The organism is Dyadobacter sp. HNCC25DJ187 (genome assembly GCF_056895255.1).
The window spans coordinates 917,617-936,977 of sequence record NZ_JBXHAT010000001.1 but is presented as its reverse complement, the minus strand read 5'-3'; the positions used below and the strand labels follow the sequence as shown (position 1 = coordinate 936,977).

Here is a 19,361-nt window from a genome sequence, read left to right as displayed (position 1 = left end):
AAACCAAAACATTAGTCTTTTTTGTAATTAAAATTTTTCCGTAGCCTGAGCAATCGCTTTTTCAATGCGTTCCACAGGGTTTTCAATATGTGCTTTCTGAAATTTAATTCCCGTCACTTTTTCATAAAGCTCTATATATCGCTCCGTAATGAGTGTTACGCGTTCGTCATCCATCACAGGTATTTGTTGCCCGTCTTTACCCTGAAAGCCGTTTTGAATAAGCCACTCTCTTACGAATTCCTTCGAAAGCTGCTTCTGAGGCAATTTTTGTGCCTGGTTTTGCTCATACACATCTTTATAAAAGTAGCGAGATGAATCCGGTGTGTGAATTTCATCTATCAAATAGATGATACCATCCTTTTTGCCGAATTCGTATTTGGTGTCTACCAGAATAAGGCCCTGGTCTGCTGCCATTTCAGCACCTCTGTTGTACAGTGCAAGCGTATATCTTTCCAGATGTTCATAATCATCCTGATTTACCAGCCCCTGGCTCAGTATCTGCTCACGTGAAATATCTTCATCGTGTCCTTCATGCGCTTTTGTAGTGGGCGTAATAATAGGCTGTGGTAACTTATCATTTTCATTTAAACCATCAGGCAGTGCAACTCCGCAAACAGCTCTTTTTCCGGCACTGTATTCTCTCCACGCGTGGCCTGCGAGGTATCCCCGCACAACCATTTCAACCGGAAATGTATCACATTTGATACCAATAGCTACGTTCGGATCCGGAACCTCTTCCAGCCAGTTGGGCACTATGTCCGATGTAGCATTCAGAAAATAGGCTGCAATTTGATTCAACACCTGTCCTTTGAAAGGAATAGCTCGTGGCAGGATTACATCGAAAGCAGATATGCGATCTGTAGCAACCATAACAAGGTGTTTCTCAAAAGAGTAAACATCCCGTACTTTTCCTTTATAGAAAGCTGTTTGATTAGGAAACTGAAAATTTGTTTCGGATATACTGTTCATTGGTTTTTGATAAAAATTACCATTCAATTTGCTCACTTTGTTCAGCTTTTGTCGCATATTGTTTTCTGCGTAGCTGATAAATATATTGGGATTCTCCCGATTTCATTGCATCCAAAATTGCCCTTGCCTGATCTTCCGACATATTCATGGCTTTCAGACTGGTTAGTAACTGTTCCCGTTTTGCATTTTCTTCCACCTCCTGCTGATTCGGTTTTGGTGGTGGAGCAGGTGCATTGGTCGCTTGTGGTTGCTGTTTTTCTGCCTTGGATTGAGGCATGCGCTCTATACCCGAAAAAGCCTCCTTCAGAATAACGAAATTATGTCTTGCAATATCATTATTAGGATCGATGCGTAATGCTTCTTTCAGGCTACTCAATGCGGCAACCGTGTCTTCCTGCTGAGCCTTGATCAGACCAACCTGCAGATTAGCCACCGAGGAAATCTTTCTGTTAGTTACACGCCGCAGAAGCTGGTAATGCTGTAGCGCCTTTCGGTATTTGCCTGCCAGAAAGTAGGCATGAGCCATATTCAATCGGGCTGCCGGCTCAGAAAAAGTAGACCCGTAAGCGATCTGCTGGTACAGATCTGCGGCTTCCAGAAACTGCTTATTTTCAAAAAATCTTTCTGCGCTCAATTTCCGCTCATTAGCCTTTGTAATGGAATCGAAATTTCGATTGTCCATAAGCCAAAGCAGGAGATAGAGAATAATTGATGTCATGAAAAAACGTTTGTTGCCTTGCAAAAATAAGAATAGATCGTCACAGACGGAAGGTTCCGATCGTAATTAACACATCCAGCAGCAATAATATCAGCGCTGCGCCCAGAAAATAGTAATACTTATTACTGGCAACGGTCACTGTTCTGGAGTCAATCAGGGTACCATCCGCATTGATCACATCGCCGATTAGCTTGTTGATATCATTTTTGGCATTATTAAGTTCGTAATAGCTGCCCTTCGTATTGGCTGCAAAGGATTTTAGAAAGCCTGTCCCCAATTTACTGACCACAATATTACCGTTTCCGTCAAGAAGAGGCTTACCCTGATCGCGGATACTGATTCCATTTGACGTTCCCACTGCAACCATGTATGTACCTATTCCAAAACGGCGAAGGTTATTATATAGACTACGACTACAGTCATTTCCATTTTCTCCGTCGGTGAAGGTAATGATCATTTTTGACCGGCTGGTAGGGTCTGTACCACTCATCAGTTTGTTGTAAGCCAGCTCAACCGCTCCGCAAATATTGGTTCCGCTTGTAGGTAGCAGGTCTGTTTGCAGCGACTGTATGTAGAGTTCCAGAGCGGCTACATCATAGGTGAGGGGCACCTGAACAAATGCATCGTTGGAAAATATAATGATACCAATTTTGTTAGCCCGTTGATTTTGTATAAAATGATTTAATTCAAACTTGACTTTTTCAAGACGCGAAGGATTCACATCAGCTGCATTCATAGAACGGGAAAGATCAATTACCAGATAAATATCCTTGCCTTTTGCCGAAAGTTGTCTTTCCGCCTCCCCGAATGATGGCCCGAGCAAACTTATAATCAACAAGCCGAGGGTAATACTTCTCAGAAACAATTTAATTATGATCGTCCTCGCTGTGGTTTTAAGCTGCCTGGCGACGCGAATTGTACGTATGATGTAGGTTGTGTAAACGAAAATAAAAAAAAATATGAAAAAATATTCCGTGCTCCCAAAGGGGTAATTCCAGTTCATACTGAACGTTTTGTATAATTTAAGTTTTCCAAAAATAGGGCTTTTAACGCTTCTGATAAAGTTTTTTTAACTAAATGTTTGCTTTTCTGATTTACAACCCACTATATTTGCAACCCAGAACGGAACAACGGAGGGATGGGTGAGTGGCTGAAACCAGTAGTTTGCTAAACTGCCGTACTCGCAAGGGTACCGCGGGTTCGAATCCCGCTTCCTCTACACTGTTTTAAATGGCCGTTGGTTTTATTTCTAAGTAAGATCAAATTCGGGGAGTGGCGCAGCCCGGTAGCGCATCTGGTTTGGGACCAGAGGGTCGCAGGTTCGAATCCTGTCTCCCCGACAAATGAACAGGCAGTAGGCCGTATGCAGCTTGGACTGCGAACTGCTCACTGCCTGTTTTATTAACCGAATAAAGCAACTGCCTTCTAAGCAGTAGGTCGTTCAAAAGTTTTGGTTCCGTAGCTCAGCTGGATAGAGCAACTGCCTTCTAAGCAGTAGGTCTTGTGTTCGAATCACAACGGAATCACCGAGAAAATCAAGCGTTTAGCAGCAATGTTAAACGCTTTTTTTTATGCTGCGGTATCAAGGATCAACTCGAAATGGGGATCAGTCCGAAAACTTTGGGGAGATAAAAAGGATCAGTCCGAAAAAAGTAGTTTCTCTTATATCTGAATTTCTATAGTTACTGCAAACGAGGCCTTGACTTTGAACAAACCTTGGGCCCTAAACAAATTCGAAAAATGTGGTCGAAAGTATTCCACTAATGCTAAGTACCAAATCAAACATTTCCTCTACAATTAAACAGCATATACATGGATCAATACTTATACCTGATGATATAGTATCGATCCACGAGTTATTCCTTCTGAATATTCCGCAGTAATTTTGGTCAAACACTTATCACAAGCTATTCCGATTTCAGGGATTTGACAGGATTCATCAGTGCGGCAGCGATTGATCTGTATCCTACTGTTAAGGCTGCAATTAAAAGTGTGGCTCCAATGGCCAAAAGGAAAATTCCGGCTCCTATTTCTTCTCTGTATTTAAAGTTCTGCAGCCAGCCGTTCATTACCCACCAGGCCACTGGAGCAGCGATGACAAAAGCAATGAATAACAAGCGCACGAATTCTTTTCCAAACATCCAGACTATATTCCCGATGCTCGCGCCCAACACTTTTCTCACACCAATTTCTTTGGTTTTTTGCGTTGCCATAAATGAGACTAAACCATACAATCCCAGACAGCCAATAAAGATCGCTATGCCCGCAAACAGTTGAATCACTTCCAGCATGATTTTATCAAATGCGTAAAACTCGGCAATCTTATCATCCAGAAAAGCAGATTTGAAAACATATTCAGGGTAAATCTCATTCCAAATCGTTTCTATTTCGGTACGCGTCGTTTTCATATTTGCCATATTGATATTGACCGCATAATTCCGATATGAGGTGTAATTAGACATGATACAAATCGGATCGATATTTGCCCTGAAGGAGTAATTGAAGAAATCTTTCACCACACCAACTACGATGGCTTTATCATGATTACCATTGATGCTGAGCTGCTTGCCGATAATTTCATCAGCAGATTTCAGTTTAAGTTTTTTGATCAATGTTTCATTGACTACAAATTCACGCAAGGTATCAGAAGGCATAAAGTTACGCCCTGCTACCAATTGTAAACCGAATGTCTTTATATACTGATCATCAGCACTCTTGATATTAATACCAAACTGTTCATCCTCTGAGCGTGCATTAAATCTTACGCCAGAGGAGTTATTGGAGTTAGCGGCAGGTGCTTCAAAGCAAAATGTGCTGCTTTCTACACCAGGAAGTTGAGAAATTCTGGATCGTAACGTACTCATCTTTGCAAGATCTTTCACAGGAACCGGTACCATGATCAGGGCATCTTTCTTAAATCCAAGGTTCGATTGGGTTGAGAAGCGCATTTGATTGGCGATGACAATGGTGCCAATGATGAGAATTTGAGAAATCGCAAATTGAGTAACGACCAGTCCTCTTCTTAAATTAAACCCACCTATGTTTTTCTGTGATAACTTTCCCTTCAATGCTAAAATCGGCTGAAATCCAGCCAGAATAAGTCCCGGATACGAACCGGACAGGAAAGTAACAAGCGTGACCAATACGCCTAAAAACAATAGGAGCGTCATATCCGACAGAAGGGAAATAGACAATTGCGCTTTAAATACTTGATTGACATAGGGCAAGACAAGATAGGATATAACAAGCCCAGTAATCACGGATAAAAAAGTGATGATCGCAGTTTCTGAAATAAATTGCCAGAATAGCTGCGAACGAAGACTGCCTAAAACTTTCCTGACGCCGATTTCTTTGGAACGACTAAATGCCTGAGCGGTTGCCAGGTTAACAAAATTAACGCAAGCTGTTATAATCAGAAAAATGCCGATAAAAGACAGGGCCCACAGATTTTTCTTTTCCATTTCGCCTCCGAGCTCCGCGTTGAAATGAGTATCAGATAGAAGCTGAAGTTTAAATTGCCAGCCATCTGCATCTTTCGGCGGATAATATTTTTTTGATAAAGAGGGTAGTGCTTTTTCAACGGCACCTTTGGTAACGCCTTCCTTGAGCAGGACATAACATTGTGATTCTGAATAAATTCCCAACCAGCTATCATCTTTGGCAATCCATTCATTTTTATCTTTCAGATTGCTGTAGGAAAGGTATATTTCCTGTTTACGGTCAGAATTTACCGGTAGGTTTTTGAGTATTCCCGTAATTTTGTAATCGATTTTATTATCCACACGGATGGTCTGTCCGACCGCTTTTTGATTTCCAAAGTACTTCACAGCTATTGCTTCAGTGACGATGGCAGAATTAGGCTCCGATAGAACTGTTATTTTATCACCTTCTATCAAAGGGTAATTCATGATGTCAAAAAACTCGGGCTCAGCAAAAGCAATACCGTTTGCTTCTTCAAACTTTTGGTTGTCTTTCGAATTCGGTATAGAGATCAGCTCATTATTATAACTTATGATCCTGGCTGTTTTCTCCGCAAACGGAAAATCATTACGAAATGCCTTTCCGAAAGGACTAGGCACTCCGCTTTGTACACTTACATCTTCATTATGAAATTCTGTATAAATACGGTAGATACGATCGGAGTTTGCATGGAAATTGTCAAAACTTAGATGATATCTGACCAGCATAAAGATCAGGATGGCGCAGGAAATGCCCAGTGCTAAACCAAGAATATTAATAAAAGCGTAATCCTTACTACGCTTTAAATTCCGGAACGCAATTTTAAAGTAATTTTTTAACATGGCTAATAAGGATTTGTATTACAGCAGATCAAAAAACTATTCCAATTTTATATTTGTCTGACCATCAATTATTTGGTAGATAAATAAATGTATTTAAGTGTCCGCTATTGGACGTTCATGTTCAATAGCGGATAAGCATTTAACTGAGCTACTTCATGTGATATCATGGTTGGTGAACGTTTGGTGCATTTCGTTTCTTATGATTGGAAGTTTACAGAAAGCTACACTCCGCATACAGACATAAGATAACTTGCAGTACGATCTCTATTGTGATGCAAGGTTGAAAAGCGGTATCTTTCGAATAGCATGTACAAGTCTGTGTAATAGGATCACAGTACAGATGAAACAAAAAGAATTACGATGCAACAAGGAAAAACCAAACAGCAGCAAGCACTCGACTACCATTCAGAAGGCAGACCGGGGAAAATTAAAGTAGTACCTACAAAAAACACGAAGACCCAGCGCGATTTGTCGCTTGCCTATTCACCTGGCGTCGCAGAACCGTGTATGGCCATTTTCGAAAATAAGGAAGATGTCTATAAATATACTGCAAAGGGAAACCTTGTTGCGGTGATATCTAATGGTACGGCTGTACTGGGCCTGGGCAATATTGGTCCAGAGGCCAGCAAGCCCGTGATGGAAGGAAAAGCTTTACTGTTTAAAATATATGCAGACATTGACGTGTTCGATTTGGAACTGGACACATCAAGCGTTGAAGAATTTATCACTGTCGTGAAGGCATTAGGGCCTACTTTCGGAGGAATTAATCTGGAGGACATCAAAGCGCCTGAGTGTTTCGAGATTGAGCGGCGGCTCAAAGAAGTAATGGATATTCCTGTCATGCATGATGATCAGCATGGGACCGCCATCATATCGTCTGCAGCCCTGCTCAACGCGCTTGATATTGTAGGTAAAAAAATTGAGAACGTAAGTATTGTTGTCAGCGGTGCAGGCGCGGCTGCCCTGGCTTGCATAAGGTTATATGTTTCCTTAGGCGCAAGTAAAGACAATATTCTGATGTTTGATAAAGATGGTATCATCTCAACTTCTCGAACCGATCTGGATAAAAGCAGGCTGGAGTTTGTAAGGGAAACAAGCATAACCACACTTGCTGAAGCGATGGTAAATGCCGATGTTTTTCTTGGGTTAAGCGCAGGCAATATTGTTTCGTCCGAAATGGTAAAGTCGATGGCGAAGGACCCCATTGTATTTGCGATGGCCAATCCAAACCCTGAGATAAGTTTTGAGCAGGCAAAAGCAGCCAGAGAAGATGTGATTATGGCAACTGGTCGTTCCGATTATCCTAATCAGGTCAACAACGTGCTGGGTTTCCCTTATATCTTCAGGGGAGCACTTGATGTGAACGCCCGGCAGATAAATGAAGAAATGAAACTTGCCGCCGTTTATGCAATTGCTGAACTTGCCAGGCTCCCTGTGCCGGATAAAGTAAATGTTGCCTATGGTGAGCAGAATCTGGTTTATGGCAGGGATTACATCATTCCGAAACCTATGGATCCCAGATTACTACAGCACATTGCCCCGGCTGTTGCTAAGGCAGCAATAGCGAGCAACGTGGCCAGAAAAAATATTGAAGACTGGGATTTGTACAAAGAAGAACTAGGCAATCGCATCGGACTGGATAACTCCATTGTCAGGGTCATCAATCAAAAAGCGAGAAAGAATCCTAAACGCGTCGTGTTCGCCGAAGCAGACAATCTCAAGATACTGAAAGCAGCCCAGATTGTAGAAAGCGAAGGCATTGGAACACCTATCTTGCTGGGCAGCAGGGAGCGTATTCATGCGCTGATGAGCACGCATCATATTGACATGAATTCTGTTAACATTATTGATCAGACAGAGGAAGTAAACCAGCCACTCATGGAACGTTTCGGTGAGCTCTTCTATCAGAAGCGGCATCGGAAAGGCTATACTGTCTATGAAGCAAGAAAGGTCATGCGCGAACGTAATTACTTTGGTTGCATGATGGTTGAAACTGGCATGGCCGATGCGCTGATCAGTGGATTGACAAGAAGTTATCCTGACACGATACGCCCAGCACTTCAGATCATAGGCATGCAGGAAGGTAGTAAAAAGGTAGCAGGCATGTACATCGTACTTACGCCCAAAGGACCTTTATTTTTAGCAGATGCTACTGTAAATCTTGATCCTTCATCGGATGAGCTTGTCGACATTACTTTACAGGCGTCGAGTGCTGTGAAATTCTTTGGCGTAATTCCAAGGATTGCCATGCTTTCTTATTCTAACTTCGGCAGTAGTTCCACACCCGAGGCAAAGAAAGTGCGGGATGCCGTCAGGATACTGAAAATGCGTGATCCTGATATGCTCGTCGATGGCGAAGTACAGGCTTCTGTTGCATTTGACCAGGCGTTGTTAAAGGAGAATTATCCGTTCTCTGAGCTAATCGGTGAAGGTGTCAATACGCTCATTTTCCCCAATTTATCCTCAGGAAATATTGCTTATAATTTACTGAAGGAGGTTGCAGGCTTCGATATTATCGGACCAATACTTATGGGTCTTAAAAAGCCTGTACACATATTGCAGCTGGGTAGTACAGTAGACCAGATTGTTAGTATGACTGCCATGGCAGTTGTGGATGCACAAGACAAACTCGAACGGTAAGAAGCTAAATGCAGTCAGATGAAATGAAATGCTAATTTGTGCAAGTCAGGTTACAATATGTCAATGCATTATTGTAGCCTGATCTGCATAGTATCGTCAGGGATACTCTACAGCACTTTTTCGATCTAAACTGTACAGATATGTCATCTAATTATTTTCCCTTTAATTCAGGATCACGTTTAATGCATCTGCTTTATGAATACAAGCTATTCCATTTTAGCAAGCACTGTTACATCCTCTCCTTTGCTTATCGGGGGAGTAGCAAGAATGAGTAGTAGCATCCCATCTTCTTCTGCATAAATGGTCTGAAGAACGTCACCAAAATAACTTGTTATATGTCCTAATTTGGCTCCTTTTTTTACGTAATCTCCTGCTTTTTTAGAGGGATAAAAGATTCCGTCAAATTTTGATGTTGTATAAATCCGGCGGGAAATAAGGGTAGGGGATTGTACAGAATTGGTTGTCGAGGAAGATGTTGTCAATGACAAATAGTTTAGCAAGTTTAAGATGCTTGTCTCTATTTTGCTTATCGCCGACTGTTCTACTATTCCCAAGCGTCCGCACTCAATATCTATGGCAGGAATTCCTCGTTTAAATGCTTCTGCAGTGCAAAAAAGACTCAAAGCATCTTTTTGCATGTAGTTTTTCCCGTCTGTATCAAAAATCACCACACGATCAAATCCCAAAGCGAAAGCCATCTCTTTTCCTTTGGTTGAAATCTCCGGCATGGCGCTGTTGGCATAGTAGGCAGCATAACTGATCATGTCCTCAGGCGCATCTCCTGAATGCATATCACAAAAGTAATCGGATCTGGAAATGATTTGCTCTGTTATAAAATTTGCGATTTTTTGTGTATTTGTACCATCTTTTGAACCTGGAAAGGAGCGGTTCAAATTCTTCCCGTCTGTAGGATTTTTATAAGGCGATCTTCCTAAATAGCTTTCCAGTCCTGCTATTTGAACCAGTATAACGACTCCGTTCAGCTTACTGGGATTAATTGAATTGATCAATTTCTGAGCAGCCAGTATAGGCGCATATTCATATCCGTGAACGCCTGCGGTAATGCCCAGCGTCTTGCCGTTTCTAACCCCGTTAAATACAGACACAGGGATAAACGTTGAGTCGTGACCAGTCTCGACAGGCACCATAAAGTGTCTTTTTGTACCAGCTTTGATTTCTTTATTTTGAAAGTAATAGGAGGATTGGGTTAAGGCAAAATGTGGTAAAAATAGTATGCAGATGAATAAACTGATCTTTTTAATCATTTTCGACTTTTTTTATTATTTAATTCTGAATCAAAAGTTACGGGGATTAAGATACATTCACTAAATCAGTCGCAACAATGTTGCAAATATACTGTAGATAGCCATTTATACAAAGCGTACGCATTTCTTAGGTATCGTTACTCCAGCTGGATAAAGAAGACTCGTAAAGACATGTTTAAGCTCAACCAGTTGCCGACACAGCTGCCGGGTTGCAGGTAATAATTCCAATCCGGTTACACAAATGCGTATTATAACTTATAAGTTGGATCTGGTTTGCGATAATTGTCTATTTTTACCAATTATCTGAAAATTTCTTATAAATCTATTTGTGCTGTAAGCTTTCACTATGTCTACCGAAAAATTAAGTCATGAAGCGCACTCTACCTGGTTTCAGCAACAATATGAGACCCAGGAGGCAAAGGACAAAGCGATCACTAACTGGAAATTTGATCAGGCAAATAATACAATTAATCACTGGATACATCAGAGATTATTGGAATTGGCAAATCCGCTTCTCATTGAAAAGAAAAGTTGGCTTACGGTTGGAGATGGCTATGGATTCGATGCCAATTTCTTCTATAAGAAGGGGCTTGACGTAACAGCCACGGATATATCAAATACTTTTTTACCTCTATCGCAGGCTGAAGGTTTATTTGAGAAGTATTCTGTCGAAAATGCAGAAAAGATGAGTTTTCCTGACGAAACATTCGACTATATTTTTTGTAAGGAAGCTTATCACCACTTTCCGAGGCCCTATATGGCTGTTTACGAAATGCTTCGGGTAGCAAGGGAAGGGGTTGTATTGGTGGAGCCTCATGACCCGATTTCCAGGATGCCTCTGCTTCTTGCAGTCAGGAATATTTTTGACCGCTTTGATACAAAACTTTTGCAAAAGTATTGGAAGAACAGGTATTCTTTTGAAGATGTAGGGAACTACGTTTTTAAACTTTCAGAAAGAGAGATTGATAAGTTGGCCAATGGTATAGGGATGTCCGTAGTCGCTTTCAAAGGAATTAACAATAATTACTACGATCCAAATGCGGCACGGGAAAAGGCAGATGATAGTTCCAGAGCTTTTCAAAAAATAAAGCGTAAGCTTCAGCTGCATAATTTATTAACCACACTATCGCTGATGCCTTCACAGGTTTTATGTGCAATAATTTTCAAAAAAAGGCCCTCGGACCAAGTCATTGATGCGATGAAGCGGGACGGATATCAAGTTCATTTCCTTCCGGAAAATCCCTACGCAAAGAAGAATTCCGGTCTATAGCAAGCTCACGGGAGATTTCTGCTTGTAGACAAGCTGTGCGTATGCGTATTTTGTAATAATGTACTTTTTGCATTTTACAGGGGTAAACTCCTGCAGAACTGAATTATCTCTGGATCTTCATTTCTGTTTTACGCATGGGCATGGCATCTATCAATCCAAATAGTTTGTCTATCGTGACCACTTCTGCCGATCTGAGTTTTTCGCCACCATCACGGCCAACCAATACAAATGTAAATGCCTGCTGTTGCTTGATATCCCATTTTTTCCAAATCTCTTCATTCTTAGCCGAATAGGGAACAGGCTCTATTTCTATATCTCTTTCAAGAATACCTTTCCGGGCTTTGTTCAGGATCTGCACTTGAGATTTGAATCGTTGCTCCCCATCTGCTTTGTAAAACAACAGGACTTTTCGTGGTGGATCTGTGAAAGATGTCATGATTAGCAGTAAGATCAGTAATGTTTTCATAAAAACTCTGTTAAAAGAATGTTGCCAGCGCACAATTTTTTTAGTGTTATCATCATCAAGTAAACTGACGCAATGGGAAACACAGATACAATTGGATTTGGCGGTAGTTGCCATTGGTGTACGGAAGCAATATTCCAATCCCTGATTGGTGTTGAAAGTGTTCAACAGGGTTGGATAAAATCTTGTAATTCCGATGACGATTTTTCAGAAGCTGTAATCGTTAAATTTAATTCGCAACTGGTCTCACTTCATACGCTTATCGAGGTACATCTAAACACACATAGCTGCACCTCTACACATACGATGCGGTCGAAATACAGATCTGCGGTTTACACTTTTGAAAAAGAACAGGTCTGTCAGGCAAAGTCAGCAATCGAAACTTTTCAGGATGATTTTACAGATTCTATCATTACACAGGTCATTCCTTTTCAGGATTTTAAACTAAATATAGACCAGTACCTGGATTACTATTACAATCATCCGGACAAGCCATTTTGCAAGACCTTTATAAATCCCAAACTGAGGATTCTTCTATCGAAATTTTCAAATCAGGTGGATAACACCAAACTGAAATCTGGCAGCTTGTAATCTCATGTGGTGAATAAGATATATGTATTCACTGGTGTTTGACTAAATATTTTACCTTTACAACAAGTGGAAACCAATCTTATTTATGAACACGCTGAAAAAACTTTACCTGCCGTCTACCTTTAAAAAAGGTATTGTTATTCCCAGCCTGATCTTCATATTGATGGTGACTTTCGTATCCAGTTTTTTTCCGGATTTAACCACCATGCTTTTAGGCAATGTTCAGGACTGGATTTTTGTCAACCTGAATTGGGTGTATGTCTGGGCGGTTACCCTTTTTGTATTTTTTCTAATGGCGCTGGTTTTCAGTAAGTATGGCTCCATAGTACTTGGTGATGATGATGCCATTCCTGAACATTCATTTTTCTCATGGATATCTATGCTTTTTGCAGCGGGAATGGGTATTGGTTTGATGTATTTCAGTGTTTCCGAGCCTATATCACATTTTTCAGATCCTATTTTCAGTGAGCTCAGCCAAACACAACGAGCAAAGAATGCTCAGCTATATACCTTCTTTCACTGGGGAATACATGCCTGGGCCATTTATGGAGTAGTAGGACTTTCCCTTGCTTATTTCACCTATAGATATAAACTACCCCTTTCGCTTCGCAGCTGCTTTTATCCGCTTTTGAAAAACAAAATCAATAGTCCGGCAGGAGATGCGATCGATGCATTTGCATTGTGTAGTACATTTTTCGGAATTACCACCACGTTGGGTTTTGGTATTGTTCAGCTCAACGCAGGCCTTGTCAAAATAGGACTCATCGGTAGCAAAGCATTCGGCTATCAGGTTGTTATAGTTATTGTGATCATGACTATCTCTATTTTGTCTGCATCCTCAGGCGTTAATAAGGGCATCAAGTTTTTAAGTCAGCTTAACATCATTGGTGCAGTAATTCTGATGCTGTTTATATTGATCATGGGACCAACAGTGTTCTTACTTGGCTCATTTTCTGAAGGAATCGGTTACTACCTGAATGAGTTTTTTACATTAACATTTAACACGCACGCCTATGAGCCGGAAAGCCAGCCGTGGTTTTACAACTGGACTATTTTGTACTGGGCCTGGTGGATTTCCTGGTCTCCGTATGTAGGACTTTTTATAGCCAGCATTTCCAAAGGCAGAACCATACGCGAATTTGTATGTGCAGTATTACTCATCCCTACGGCCTTTAATTTTATCTGGATGACCATTTTTGGGAACAGTGCCAGCTGGCTGGATCAGGGTATTGCAAACGGCCAGTTGAGCAGCATGGTGTCCAGAGCAGATGAATTGCTGTTTAGCTTTCTTGACTATTTTCCGGCTTCCGGGATCAGCAGTGCCTTGGCTATTTTCATCATCTTTATATTTTTCGTGACATCTGCTGATTCAGGGATACTGGTTATTAATAACATTGCATCAAACAATGCTATGAAATCTCCTAAATGGCAACTATCCTTTTGGGGAATTCTTCTGGCACTGCTAGCTTTAGTACTCCTCAATGCGGGAGGATTGCAATCACTTCAAACCATGACTTTGATTACTGCGCTACCTTTTGCTATCATCATGATTTTGTTTTGTTACAGCCTTGTCCAAGGGTTAATTGTCGATAATTATTATTACAGCAGAGGTTTTTCTCCGGCCACTAATAACTGGTCAGGGGATTTATGGAAGGAAAGACTTGGCAAAATTCTGGCATCCAAAAATCAGGAATACGTAGATCAGTATATTAAACAAACGGTTCAGCCTGCGCTGGATGAACTGGCAACAGGCTTCAACCAGAAAGAAATTCCTGCAATTGTACATAGTAGCAATAACCCTATGCAGGTATCATTGACGATTAAACATAAATCAATCGAAGATTTTACATACGGAGTCCGAAGTAAATCAAAAACAGTATCGGATTTTCTGGTCGACGAAGGTAATATCCCAGGCGTGATAGGAAATGAGTCCTACATTCCGAAAACCTTCTTTGGCGACAACCGATTGGGTTACAATATTGAGTATTTTACAAAAAATGAAATCATTGCTGACGCTTTAAAACAGTATGAACGATTTTTGGAACTATCTTCCGAGGTCAAAAATGAAATATTTACTGATATTACACTCAAGCGCAAATGATAGCACACCTGACCTGGCACAGACATTTGTCCTACACATCATTACAACTTAAAACGAATTAATATGTATCATGTAACATATGATCAGATCCAGGAAATGGAAAAGTATTTTCGGATTAACCTGATCAATAGTGTGGCCGGATTCAAGTCATTAAATATGCTGGGTACAATCAGCGAAAGTGGCAATACTAATCTTTGTCCTGTCAGTTCAACATTTCACCTGGGAGCAAATCCACCTTTGATAGGACTTGTGATGCGCCCGGAAAGAGCTCATAACGACACCTTGAACAACATTAAATCTACGGGTGTTTACACCTTAAATAATGTTTTGCCCGATACCTACAGGCAGGCCCACCAGGCTAGTGCCAGCTACCCATCCGGTGTGTCTGAGTTTTCGACATGCGGTTTCAATGAGCACTATGTGAGTGGATTTCGGGCACCCTTCGTTTCAGAATCAACTGTTAAAATAGGCTTGGAGCTACAGGAACTGCTGGATGTTCGACTCAATGGTACAACCATAGTCATTGGGCGGATTAGCCACATTTTATTGGCAAACTTCATATTAGATACTGATGGTGCAGTGGATCATACCAAAGCAAAAACAATGACAGTGGCCGGTTTAGACACCTATTTCCTACCACAACTGATGGAGCGACTGCCGTATGCTAAACCTGAAACAAATTCCTGATAAAGTGTCATCAACTTTATAAATTGCTGATAAAAGGCTGAAAAGTGAAGATATAAAAGTATTTCAGAAAGGGCATGAATCAGCTATCCGTGTCGTGTCATGCATCGTTATGATAACTGACCCAATAGTGATTATTTATGATAAGTAAAAGTACGTTGATGAACGCGAATCGTTCGAAATCGGACATGTGTTGTTTGGTAATTCATTGATTTACAGTTTTAGCTTACATGGCATGTAATTTGGTTGGACATCATATATATGGGGCTTATAATCCGATAGCCGTACTTTTTTAACTTGCCATTATATGCTTCACAACTACCTCAAAATAGCTTTTCGCAGCCTTTGGAAATACAAGACAAATTCTTTTGTCAGCATTGCCGGGTTGGCATTTGGAACCAGCTGCTTTTTGCTGCTGGCCACCTATGTACTGCATGAGGTTCGATACGATCGTTTCTTTCAGAATAAGGATCGCATAGCCCGCGTCAATCTGTTCTACCAGTATGGTGAGGGTGAACCCTCGCATATTGCCATGACACCAACGGCGGTCGCCCCCACATTCATGCGCGAGTTTGAAGAGGTTGAAAAGGCAGTCCGGATATATCCTTTCAGCGGCAATGGATCTGTGGCTGTGCGTTATGACAACCAAACATTCAACGAGCGAAAGATTATTTTTGCAGATTCTGCTTTCTTTGAGGTCTTTTCCTTTCCATTTATTGAGGGTAATCGTGCATCTGCATTGTCGAATCCTAATTCTGTGGTAATCGACCAGTCTACCGCTAAAAAGTACTTTAAAGAAGGAAAAGCCCTGGGTAAAATGATCTCCATGGATGAGCGATACAATTTGCAGGTAACAGGGGTAATTGCCGATGTTCCTTCCTACTCGCATATTAAGTTCAATTGTGTAGCTAGTTATGCAACATTGGCTCGCTCAAAAAGTGAGGTCTTTAATTCTGCGAATGATTTTAGTTATATTTTGCTTCGTCCCCATGTATCGCTGAAAAGTTTCCAGGATAAGGTAAATGCATTTGTGAAATCGAAATGGAATAACCCTGCTGAACCAGCTTCTCAATTGAGGCTCGATGTAGAAAAATTGGCTGATATCCACCTGTATTCTACCGTTTCCAACCAGATGGAAGCCTCTGGTAATTATAAGTATATCTACATTCTTTCAGGTATAGCTGTGTTGATTCTAATGATAGCATGTATCAATTTTGTAAACCTGGTTACGGCCAGGGCAGCAATCCGTGCACGTGAAGTAGGCGTGCGCAAAGTGATAGGAGCGATCAGGTCACAGTTGTTCATGCAACATCTTTTTGAAAGTGCTCTGATAACGGTGACTTCTACCATACTGGCATTGATATTCACATTACTTTGTTTGCCTGAACTGAGCATGCTTACAGGTAGTAGCCTGAACCTGTCAGTCTGGCCGGATTTTAGTTTTCAAATTGGTTTGCTAGTGCTTGTGATAATCATTACGCTTGTTTCAGGAATGTATCCTGCAGCTGTTTTGTCCGGTTTCGAACCTGTGAAGGTGCTGAAAGGAAATGCATTTTCCGGATCTGAGCGAGGTGGCTTGCGCAACACGCTTGTGGTGTTTCAATTTTCAATCTCTGTGCTGTTCATTATCGCAACGCTTATTGCAAACCAACAGCTGAATTTTATTCAAAACAGGAACTTGGGTCTGAACCCCGATCAGATACTGGTACTGGACATGAGCGCGGGTATTCCTGCGAACAAGCTGGCATCTATTAAAAATGATTTAATGGGGCAGTCCGGTGTGAAATCTGTTAGCGCATCTTACAGCTCACCACTGGATATTCAGGGAGGATATTCGATCACCGCACAAGACAAACCGAAGGAGTTTTATATTGATATTACAGCCATCCCGGTGGAGAAGGATTTTGTGCAAACGATGGGGATGAAGCTTTTATTGGGCGAAACTTTCAGCAATACCGACATTACACAAGCCACTCAGGAAAGTGAAAATGAGCGGAGATTTGCGTTTTTGTTAAACGAATCTGCTGTAAAGGCACTCGGCTGGACCCCTTCGCAGGCGCTGGGAAAGGAAGTAAATATGAATGGCAGGCAGGGTAGGGTGAAAGGTGTTCTGAAAGATTTCCATTTTCGATCCATGCACGAGAAAATTACGCCCATCGCTGTCATCCCTGAATACGATTATTTCGGAAAATTGTTGGTAAAGACAAGCGGAGCTGATGCAACACATGCAATTAATATCCTTTCAGCAAGCTGGAAGAAAAATTTTCCCCTACGCCCTTTTGAATACCATTTTCTTGATCAGGAGTTTGAAGATATGTATCAGGCTGAGAAGAGAATAACGCATATCCTGCGTATATTCTCGACGATAACCATCCTGATTTCCTGCCTTGGGTTGTTTGCGCTAATATCTTTCATATCTCAGCAACGCACCAAGGAAATAGGAGTTAGAAAAGTACTTGGAGCTTCGGTTTCCAGTATTGTCTTTCTACTTTCGAAAGATTTTATCAGGTTGATTATCATTGCCGTACTGATCGCGTCTCCAGTTGCCTGGTATTTCATGAATCAATGGCTGAATGACTTCGCTTATCACGTGGAAATCGGCCCGTGGATTTTTATGCTGGCATTGTTCATTGCGGTAGCCATTACATTTGCGACAATTAGTTTTCAGAGCATCAAAGCCGCACTTATGGATCCTGTGAAGTCGTTAAAAGTGGAATGAACAGTGTAAGCAACCATCCGTTTTTTTCTATTGCGGAATAAGCAATCAAACGGAAAAGTTCAGGATGTATACCATACAAGCCTGGACTTTTTTATTTCCCAATTTCTCCCAGATGAGTAAATTTAAAGCCATTATTTAACTTCAGGCCATATCCCATCATTCTGTCCATGGCTGAGTGAGCGTATAGGATAATACCGGCAAGAAGCAGGCCATCATTGGTAAGCAGATGGCCTGAGATACCAATGGCAGTTGCCAGTGCCTTGTGATGAAATAAATTATAGGTACGTGCTCCTGTTTTATTGCCAAAGGTGTATCCGATTATGCTGAGGTCGGGCAGGAGTAGCAAAGCGGGGAAAACCCACCAGACAAATGGTAACTGGTTGAACAATATAATAGCGATCACAAATTGAGCAACTTCTTCAACTTTTATCAGCGTTTTCATGATTGAAATAATTAATGATGCTGCAAAGGTCGGAGGCTAGCTGATGTAAAATAGTTAACAAAAGATAAGAAATCAGGATGTGATAATGCGTCGTCGGATGCGACTCAGAGACACAGGAGTAATGCCAAGATACGACGCTATGTATTGCTGAGGAATCCGTTCGAGGATTTTACGCTTGATAGCGGTGTTAATAAATTTGAGATAACGTTCTTCCGGAGTGAGTGTCAGAAGCTCAGCCAAACGAATATCCAGGCCGATGAACAGATACTCAGCAAGTTTGCGTCCAAAAACCTGATATATCGGGTATTTCTCATACAGTTCTGTTAATGATTCGTATTTGAAACAAATCAATTCACAATCTTCCAAGGCTTGCACGGACATGGTACTGCCAGTATTTGTTATACACCCCATATAATCCCCAACCAGGTTATTCTCAAAGAAGAAGTAGGTAGTTTTCTCTTCGCCATCGTTGTCGTAGAACAATCTGCATGAGCCAGTGATCATAAAGTAGAGTTCCCTGGATTGCTGCCCCTGCGTAATCAGGTAGTGTTTTTTTGGAATTGACCTTACAGACATGGTCTCTGCAAAGGCTTGCCATTCCTGATCGTTCAGATCAACAAAACGGCTTAAATACGTACGAAATTGATTGGTCATAAGGTGTAATATACAGACAAATAGATACAGGTAATCACGGATTTTGTATGGATTGGGAGTTTTTGCTACGCGAAAGTTTCTGATGATAGGGTGTACACGTCATTTTAATATTATTACACCACGATTGCCCCTATACAGAGCAACACTCTTAATTATAGCAAAAGTTCTTTTCCTTTTTCAAGCTTGCCTGTTTTGGGTTAATCACCGTTTTATGCCATACATTAATCCACGCATGGCACCTGGAATTCAGTTCGTAAAATCATAAACTTAAGTCACTATGGAGCCATGTACAATAACAATATGTTAATGATTTATAGAATAGAATTTTTGCTATTTGCTAGCTATAAATTATTATTATTTCTATTAAGTATCTCTATATTTATCTGTCTGTATAATTTTTATTTGTAGTATTTTTTTTAAATTATTAATATTTTTTGTGTTGATATATTTTTATTCTTTTTGAAATTTAATTTATATTAATTATTTTAAGTTATATACTATTATTTTCATTGATTATCGAGATTAAATAGTTTTACTATATTGC

At 40.8% G+C, this 19,361-nt stretch carries 14 protein-coding genes and 3 tRNA genes; 9 read left to right on the top strand and 8 right to left on the bottom strand.

Annotation, left to right across the window (positions count from 1 at the left end; translation table 11 throughout):
* Positions 1–27: 27 nt before the first annotated feature.
* From AC1XUE_RS03735 to AC1XUE_RS03725, 3 genes are read right to left on the bottom strand one after another with little or no spacing between them, the layout of a single operon-like run.
* Positions 28–969, bottom strand: a complete 942-nt coding sequence (locus AC1XUE_RS03735) for a phosphoribosylaminoimidazolesuccinocarboxamide synthase (protein ID WP_483354584.1) — start codon at positions 967–969, stop codon at positions 28–30.
* A gap of 16 nt (positions 970–985) precedes the next feature.
* Positions 986–1,687 carry a hypothetical protein gene (locus AC1XUE_RS03730; protein WP_483354583.1) on the bottom strand — a complete coding sequence of 234 codons (702 nt, stop codon included), beginning with the start codon at positions 1,685–1,687 and terminating at the stop codon, positions 986–988.
* Between the two features lie 40 nt (positions 1,688–1,727).
* Positions 1,728–2,690, bottom strand: a complete 963-nt coding sequence (locus AC1XUE_RS03725; RefSeq protein WP_483354582.1) for a vWA domain-containing protein — start codon at positions 2,688–2,690, stop codon at positions 1,728–1,730.
* A 129-nt stretch (positions 2,691–2,819) separates the two neighbouring features.
* On the opposite strand from AC1XUE_RS03725, the gene AC1XUE_RS03720 reads away from it, so the two are divergent.
* The 3 genes from AC1XUE_RS03720 to AC1XUE_RS03710 all read left to right on the top strand — a co-directional run bounded on the left by AC1XUE_RS03720 (position 2,820) and on the right by AC1XUE_RS03710 (position 3,213).
* Positions 2,820–2,906: transfer RNA gene (locus tag AC1XUE_RS03720), tRNA-Ser, on the top strand.
* A gap of 47 nt (positions 2,907–2,953) precedes the next feature.
* Positions 2,954–3,027 (top strand) — tRNA-Pro (locus tag AC1XUE_RS03715).
* Positions 3,028–3,139: 112 nt separating this feature from the next.
* Positions 3,140–3,213 (top strand) — tRNA-Arg (locus AC1XUE_RS03710).
* Positions 3,214–3,594: 381 nt separating this feature from the next.
* Here AC1XUE_RS03710 and AC1XUE_RS03705 read toward each other — a convergent pair.
* On the bottom strand, positions 3,595–5,988 hold the full coding sequence (locus AC1XUE_RS03705) for an ABC transporter permease (RefSeq protein WP_483354581.1): 2,394 nt from the start codon (positions 5,986–5,988) through the stop codon (positions 3,595–3,597).
* A 360-nt stretch (positions 5,989–6,348) separates the two neighbouring features.
* On the opposite strand from AC1XUE_RS03705, the gene AC1XUE_RS03700 reads away from it, so the two are divergent.
* The gene (locus tag AC1XUE_RS03700; RefSeq protein ID WP_483354580.1) at positions 6,349–8,628 is read left to right on the top strand and encodes an NADP-dependent malic enzyme; all 2,280 of its coding nucleotides are present in this window, start codon (positions 6,349–6,351) and stop codon (positions 8,626–8,628) included.
* A gap of 206 nt (positions 8,629–8,834) precedes the next feature.
* Here AC1XUE_RS03700 and AC1XUE_RS03695 read toward each other — a convergent pair whose 3' ends face one another.
* Positions 8,835–9,893: a M14 family metallopeptidase gene (locus AC1XUE_RS03695; RefSeq protein ID WP_483354579.1), complete on the bottom strand. Its 1,059-nt coding sequence runs from the start codon at positions 9,891–9,893 to the stop codon at positions 8,835–8,837.
* 346 nt (positions 9,894–10,239) lie between these two features.
* On the opposite strand from AC1XUE_RS03695, the gene AC1XUE_RS03690 reads away from it, so the two are divergent.
* Positions 10,240–11,163 carry a class I SAM-dependent methyltransferase gene (locus tag AC1XUE_RS03690; protein ID WP_483354578.1) on the top strand — a complete coding sequence of 308 codons (924 nt, stop codon included), beginning with the start codon at positions 10,240–10,242 and terminating at the stop codon, positions 11,161–11,163.
* A 103-nt stretch (positions 11,164–11,266) separates the two neighbouring features.
* Here AC1XUE_RS03690 and AC1XUE_RS03685 read toward each other — a convergent pair whose 3' ends face one another.
* On the bottom strand, positions 11,267–11,629 hold the full coding sequence (locus AC1XUE_RS03685; RefSeq protein WP_483354577.1) for a DUF4174 domain-containing protein: 363 nt from the start codon (positions 11,627–11,629) through the stop codon (positions 11,267–11,269).
* 72 nt (positions 11,630–11,701) lie between these two features.
* Between AC1XUE_RS03685 and AC1XUE_RS03680 the strand changes: the two genes are divergently transcribed.
* From AC1XUE_RS03680 to AC1XUE_RS03665, 4 genes are all read left to right on the top strand, one after another.
* On the top strand, positions 11,702–12,217 hold the full coding sequence (locus tag AC1XUE_RS03680) for a peptide-methionine (S)-S-oxide reductase (RefSeq protein ID WP_483354576.1): 516 nt from the start codon (positions 11,702–11,704) through the stop codon (positions 12,215–12,217).
* 85 nt (positions 12,218–12,302) lie between these two features.
* Positions 12,303–14,318 (top strand): BCCT family transporter, encoded by a 2,016-nt coding sequence (locus AC1XUE_RS03675; RefSeq protein WP_483354575.1) that lies wholly within the window; start codon positions 12,303–12,305, stop codon positions 14,316–14,318.
* Between the two features lie 63 nt (positions 14,319–14,381).
* Positions 14,382–15,005: a flavin reductase family protein gene (locus AC1XUE_RS03670; protein ID WP_483354574.1), complete on the top strand. Its 624-nt coding sequence runs from the start codon at positions 14,382–14,384 to the stop codon at positions 15,003–15,005.
* A gap of 304 nt (positions 15,006–15,309) precedes the next feature.
* Entirely contained in the window at positions 15,310–17,721 is a 2,412-nt protein-coding gene (locus AC1XUE_RS03665) for an ABC transporter permease (protein ID WP_483354573.1), read from the top strand.
* A 91-nt stretch (positions 17,722–17,812) separates the two neighbouring features.
* Here AC1XUE_RS03665 and AC1XUE_RS03660 read toward each other — a convergent pair whose 3' ends face one another.
* Together AC1XUE_RS03660 and AC1XUE_RS03655 are read right to left on the bottom strand one after the other, a co-directional pair.
* Positions 17,813–18,163: a DUF4260 domain-containing protein gene (locus AC1XUE_RS03660; protein WP_483354572.1), complete on the bottom strand. Its 351-nt coding sequence runs from the start codon at positions 18,161–18,163 to the stop codon at positions 17,813–17,815.
* 72 nt (positions 18,164–18,235) lie between these two features.
* The gene (locus AC1XUE_RS03655; RefSeq protein ID WP_483354571.1) at positions 18,236–18,817 is read right to left on the bottom strand and encodes a Crp/Fnr family transcriptional regulator; all 582 of its coding nucleotides are present in this window, start codon (positions 18,815–18,817) and stop codon (positions 18,236–18,238) included.
* Between the last annotated feature and the right edge of the window lie 544 nt (positions 18,818–19,361).

What these genes read in the sequence shown, in the direction of transcription:
- AC1XUE_RS03670 (WP_483354574.1), top strand. Translation starts at nt 14,382, where the DNA reads ATGTATCATGTAACATATGATCAGATCCAGGAAATGGAAAAGTATTTT.
- AC1XUE_RS03700 (WP_483354580.1), top strand. Translation starts at nt 6,349, where the DNA reads ATGCAACAAGGAAAAACCAAACAGCAGCAAGCACTCGACTACCATTCA.
- AC1XUE_RS03730 (WP_483354583.1), bottom strand. Translation starts at nt 1,687, where the DNA reads ATGACATCAATTATTCTCTATCTCCTGCTTTGGCTTATGGACAATCGA.
- AC1XUE_RS03675 (WP_483354575.1), top strand. Translation starts at nt 12,303, where the DNA reads ATGAACACGCTGAAAAAACTTTACCTGCCGTCTACCTTTAAAAAAGGT.
- AC1XUE_RS03685 (WP_483354577.1), bottom strand. Translation starts at nt 11,629, where the DNA reads ATGAAAACATTACTGATCTTACTGCTAATCATGACATCTTTCACAGAT.
- AC1XUE_RS03655 (WP_483354571.1), bottom strand. Translation starts at nt 18,817, where the DNA reads ATGACCAATCAATTTCGTACGTATTTAAGCCGTTTTGTTGATCTGAAC.
- AC1XUE_RS03680 (WP_483354576.1), top strand. Translation starts at nt 11,702, where the DNA reads ATGGGAAACACAGATACAATTGGATTTGGCGGTAGTTGCCATTGGTGT.
- AC1XUE_RS03725 (WP_483354582.1), bottom strand. Translation starts at nt 2,690, where the DNA reads ATGAACTGGAATTACCCCTTTGGGAGCACGGAATATTTTTTCATATTT.
- AC1XUE_RS03690 (WP_483354578.1), top strand. Translation starts at nt 10,240, where the DNA reads ATGTCTACCGAAAAATTAAGTCATGAAGCGCACTCTACCTGGTTTCAG.
- AC1XUE_RS03735 (WP_483354584.1), bottom strand. Translation starts at nt 969, where the DNA reads ATGAACAGTATATCCGAAACAAATTTTCAGTTTCCTAATCAAACAGCT.
- AC1XUE_RS03705 (WP_483354581.1), bottom strand. Translation starts at nt 5,988, where the DNA reads ATGTTAAAAAATTACTTTAAAATTGCGTTCCGGAATTTAAAGCGTAGT.
- AC1XUE_RS03665 (WP_483354573.1), top strand. Translation starts at nt 15,310, where the DNA reads ATGCTTCACAACTACCTCAAAATAGCTTTTCGCAGCCTTTGGAAATAC.
- AC1XUE_RS03660 (WP_483354572.1), bottom strand. Translation starts at nt 18,163, where the DNA reads ATGAAAACGCTGATAAAAGTTGAAGAAGTTGCTCAATTTGTGATCGCT.
- AC1XUE_RS03695 (WP_483354579.1), bottom strand. Translation starts at nt 9,893, where the DNA reads ATGATTAAAAAGATCAGTTTATTCATCTGCATACTATTTTTACCACAT.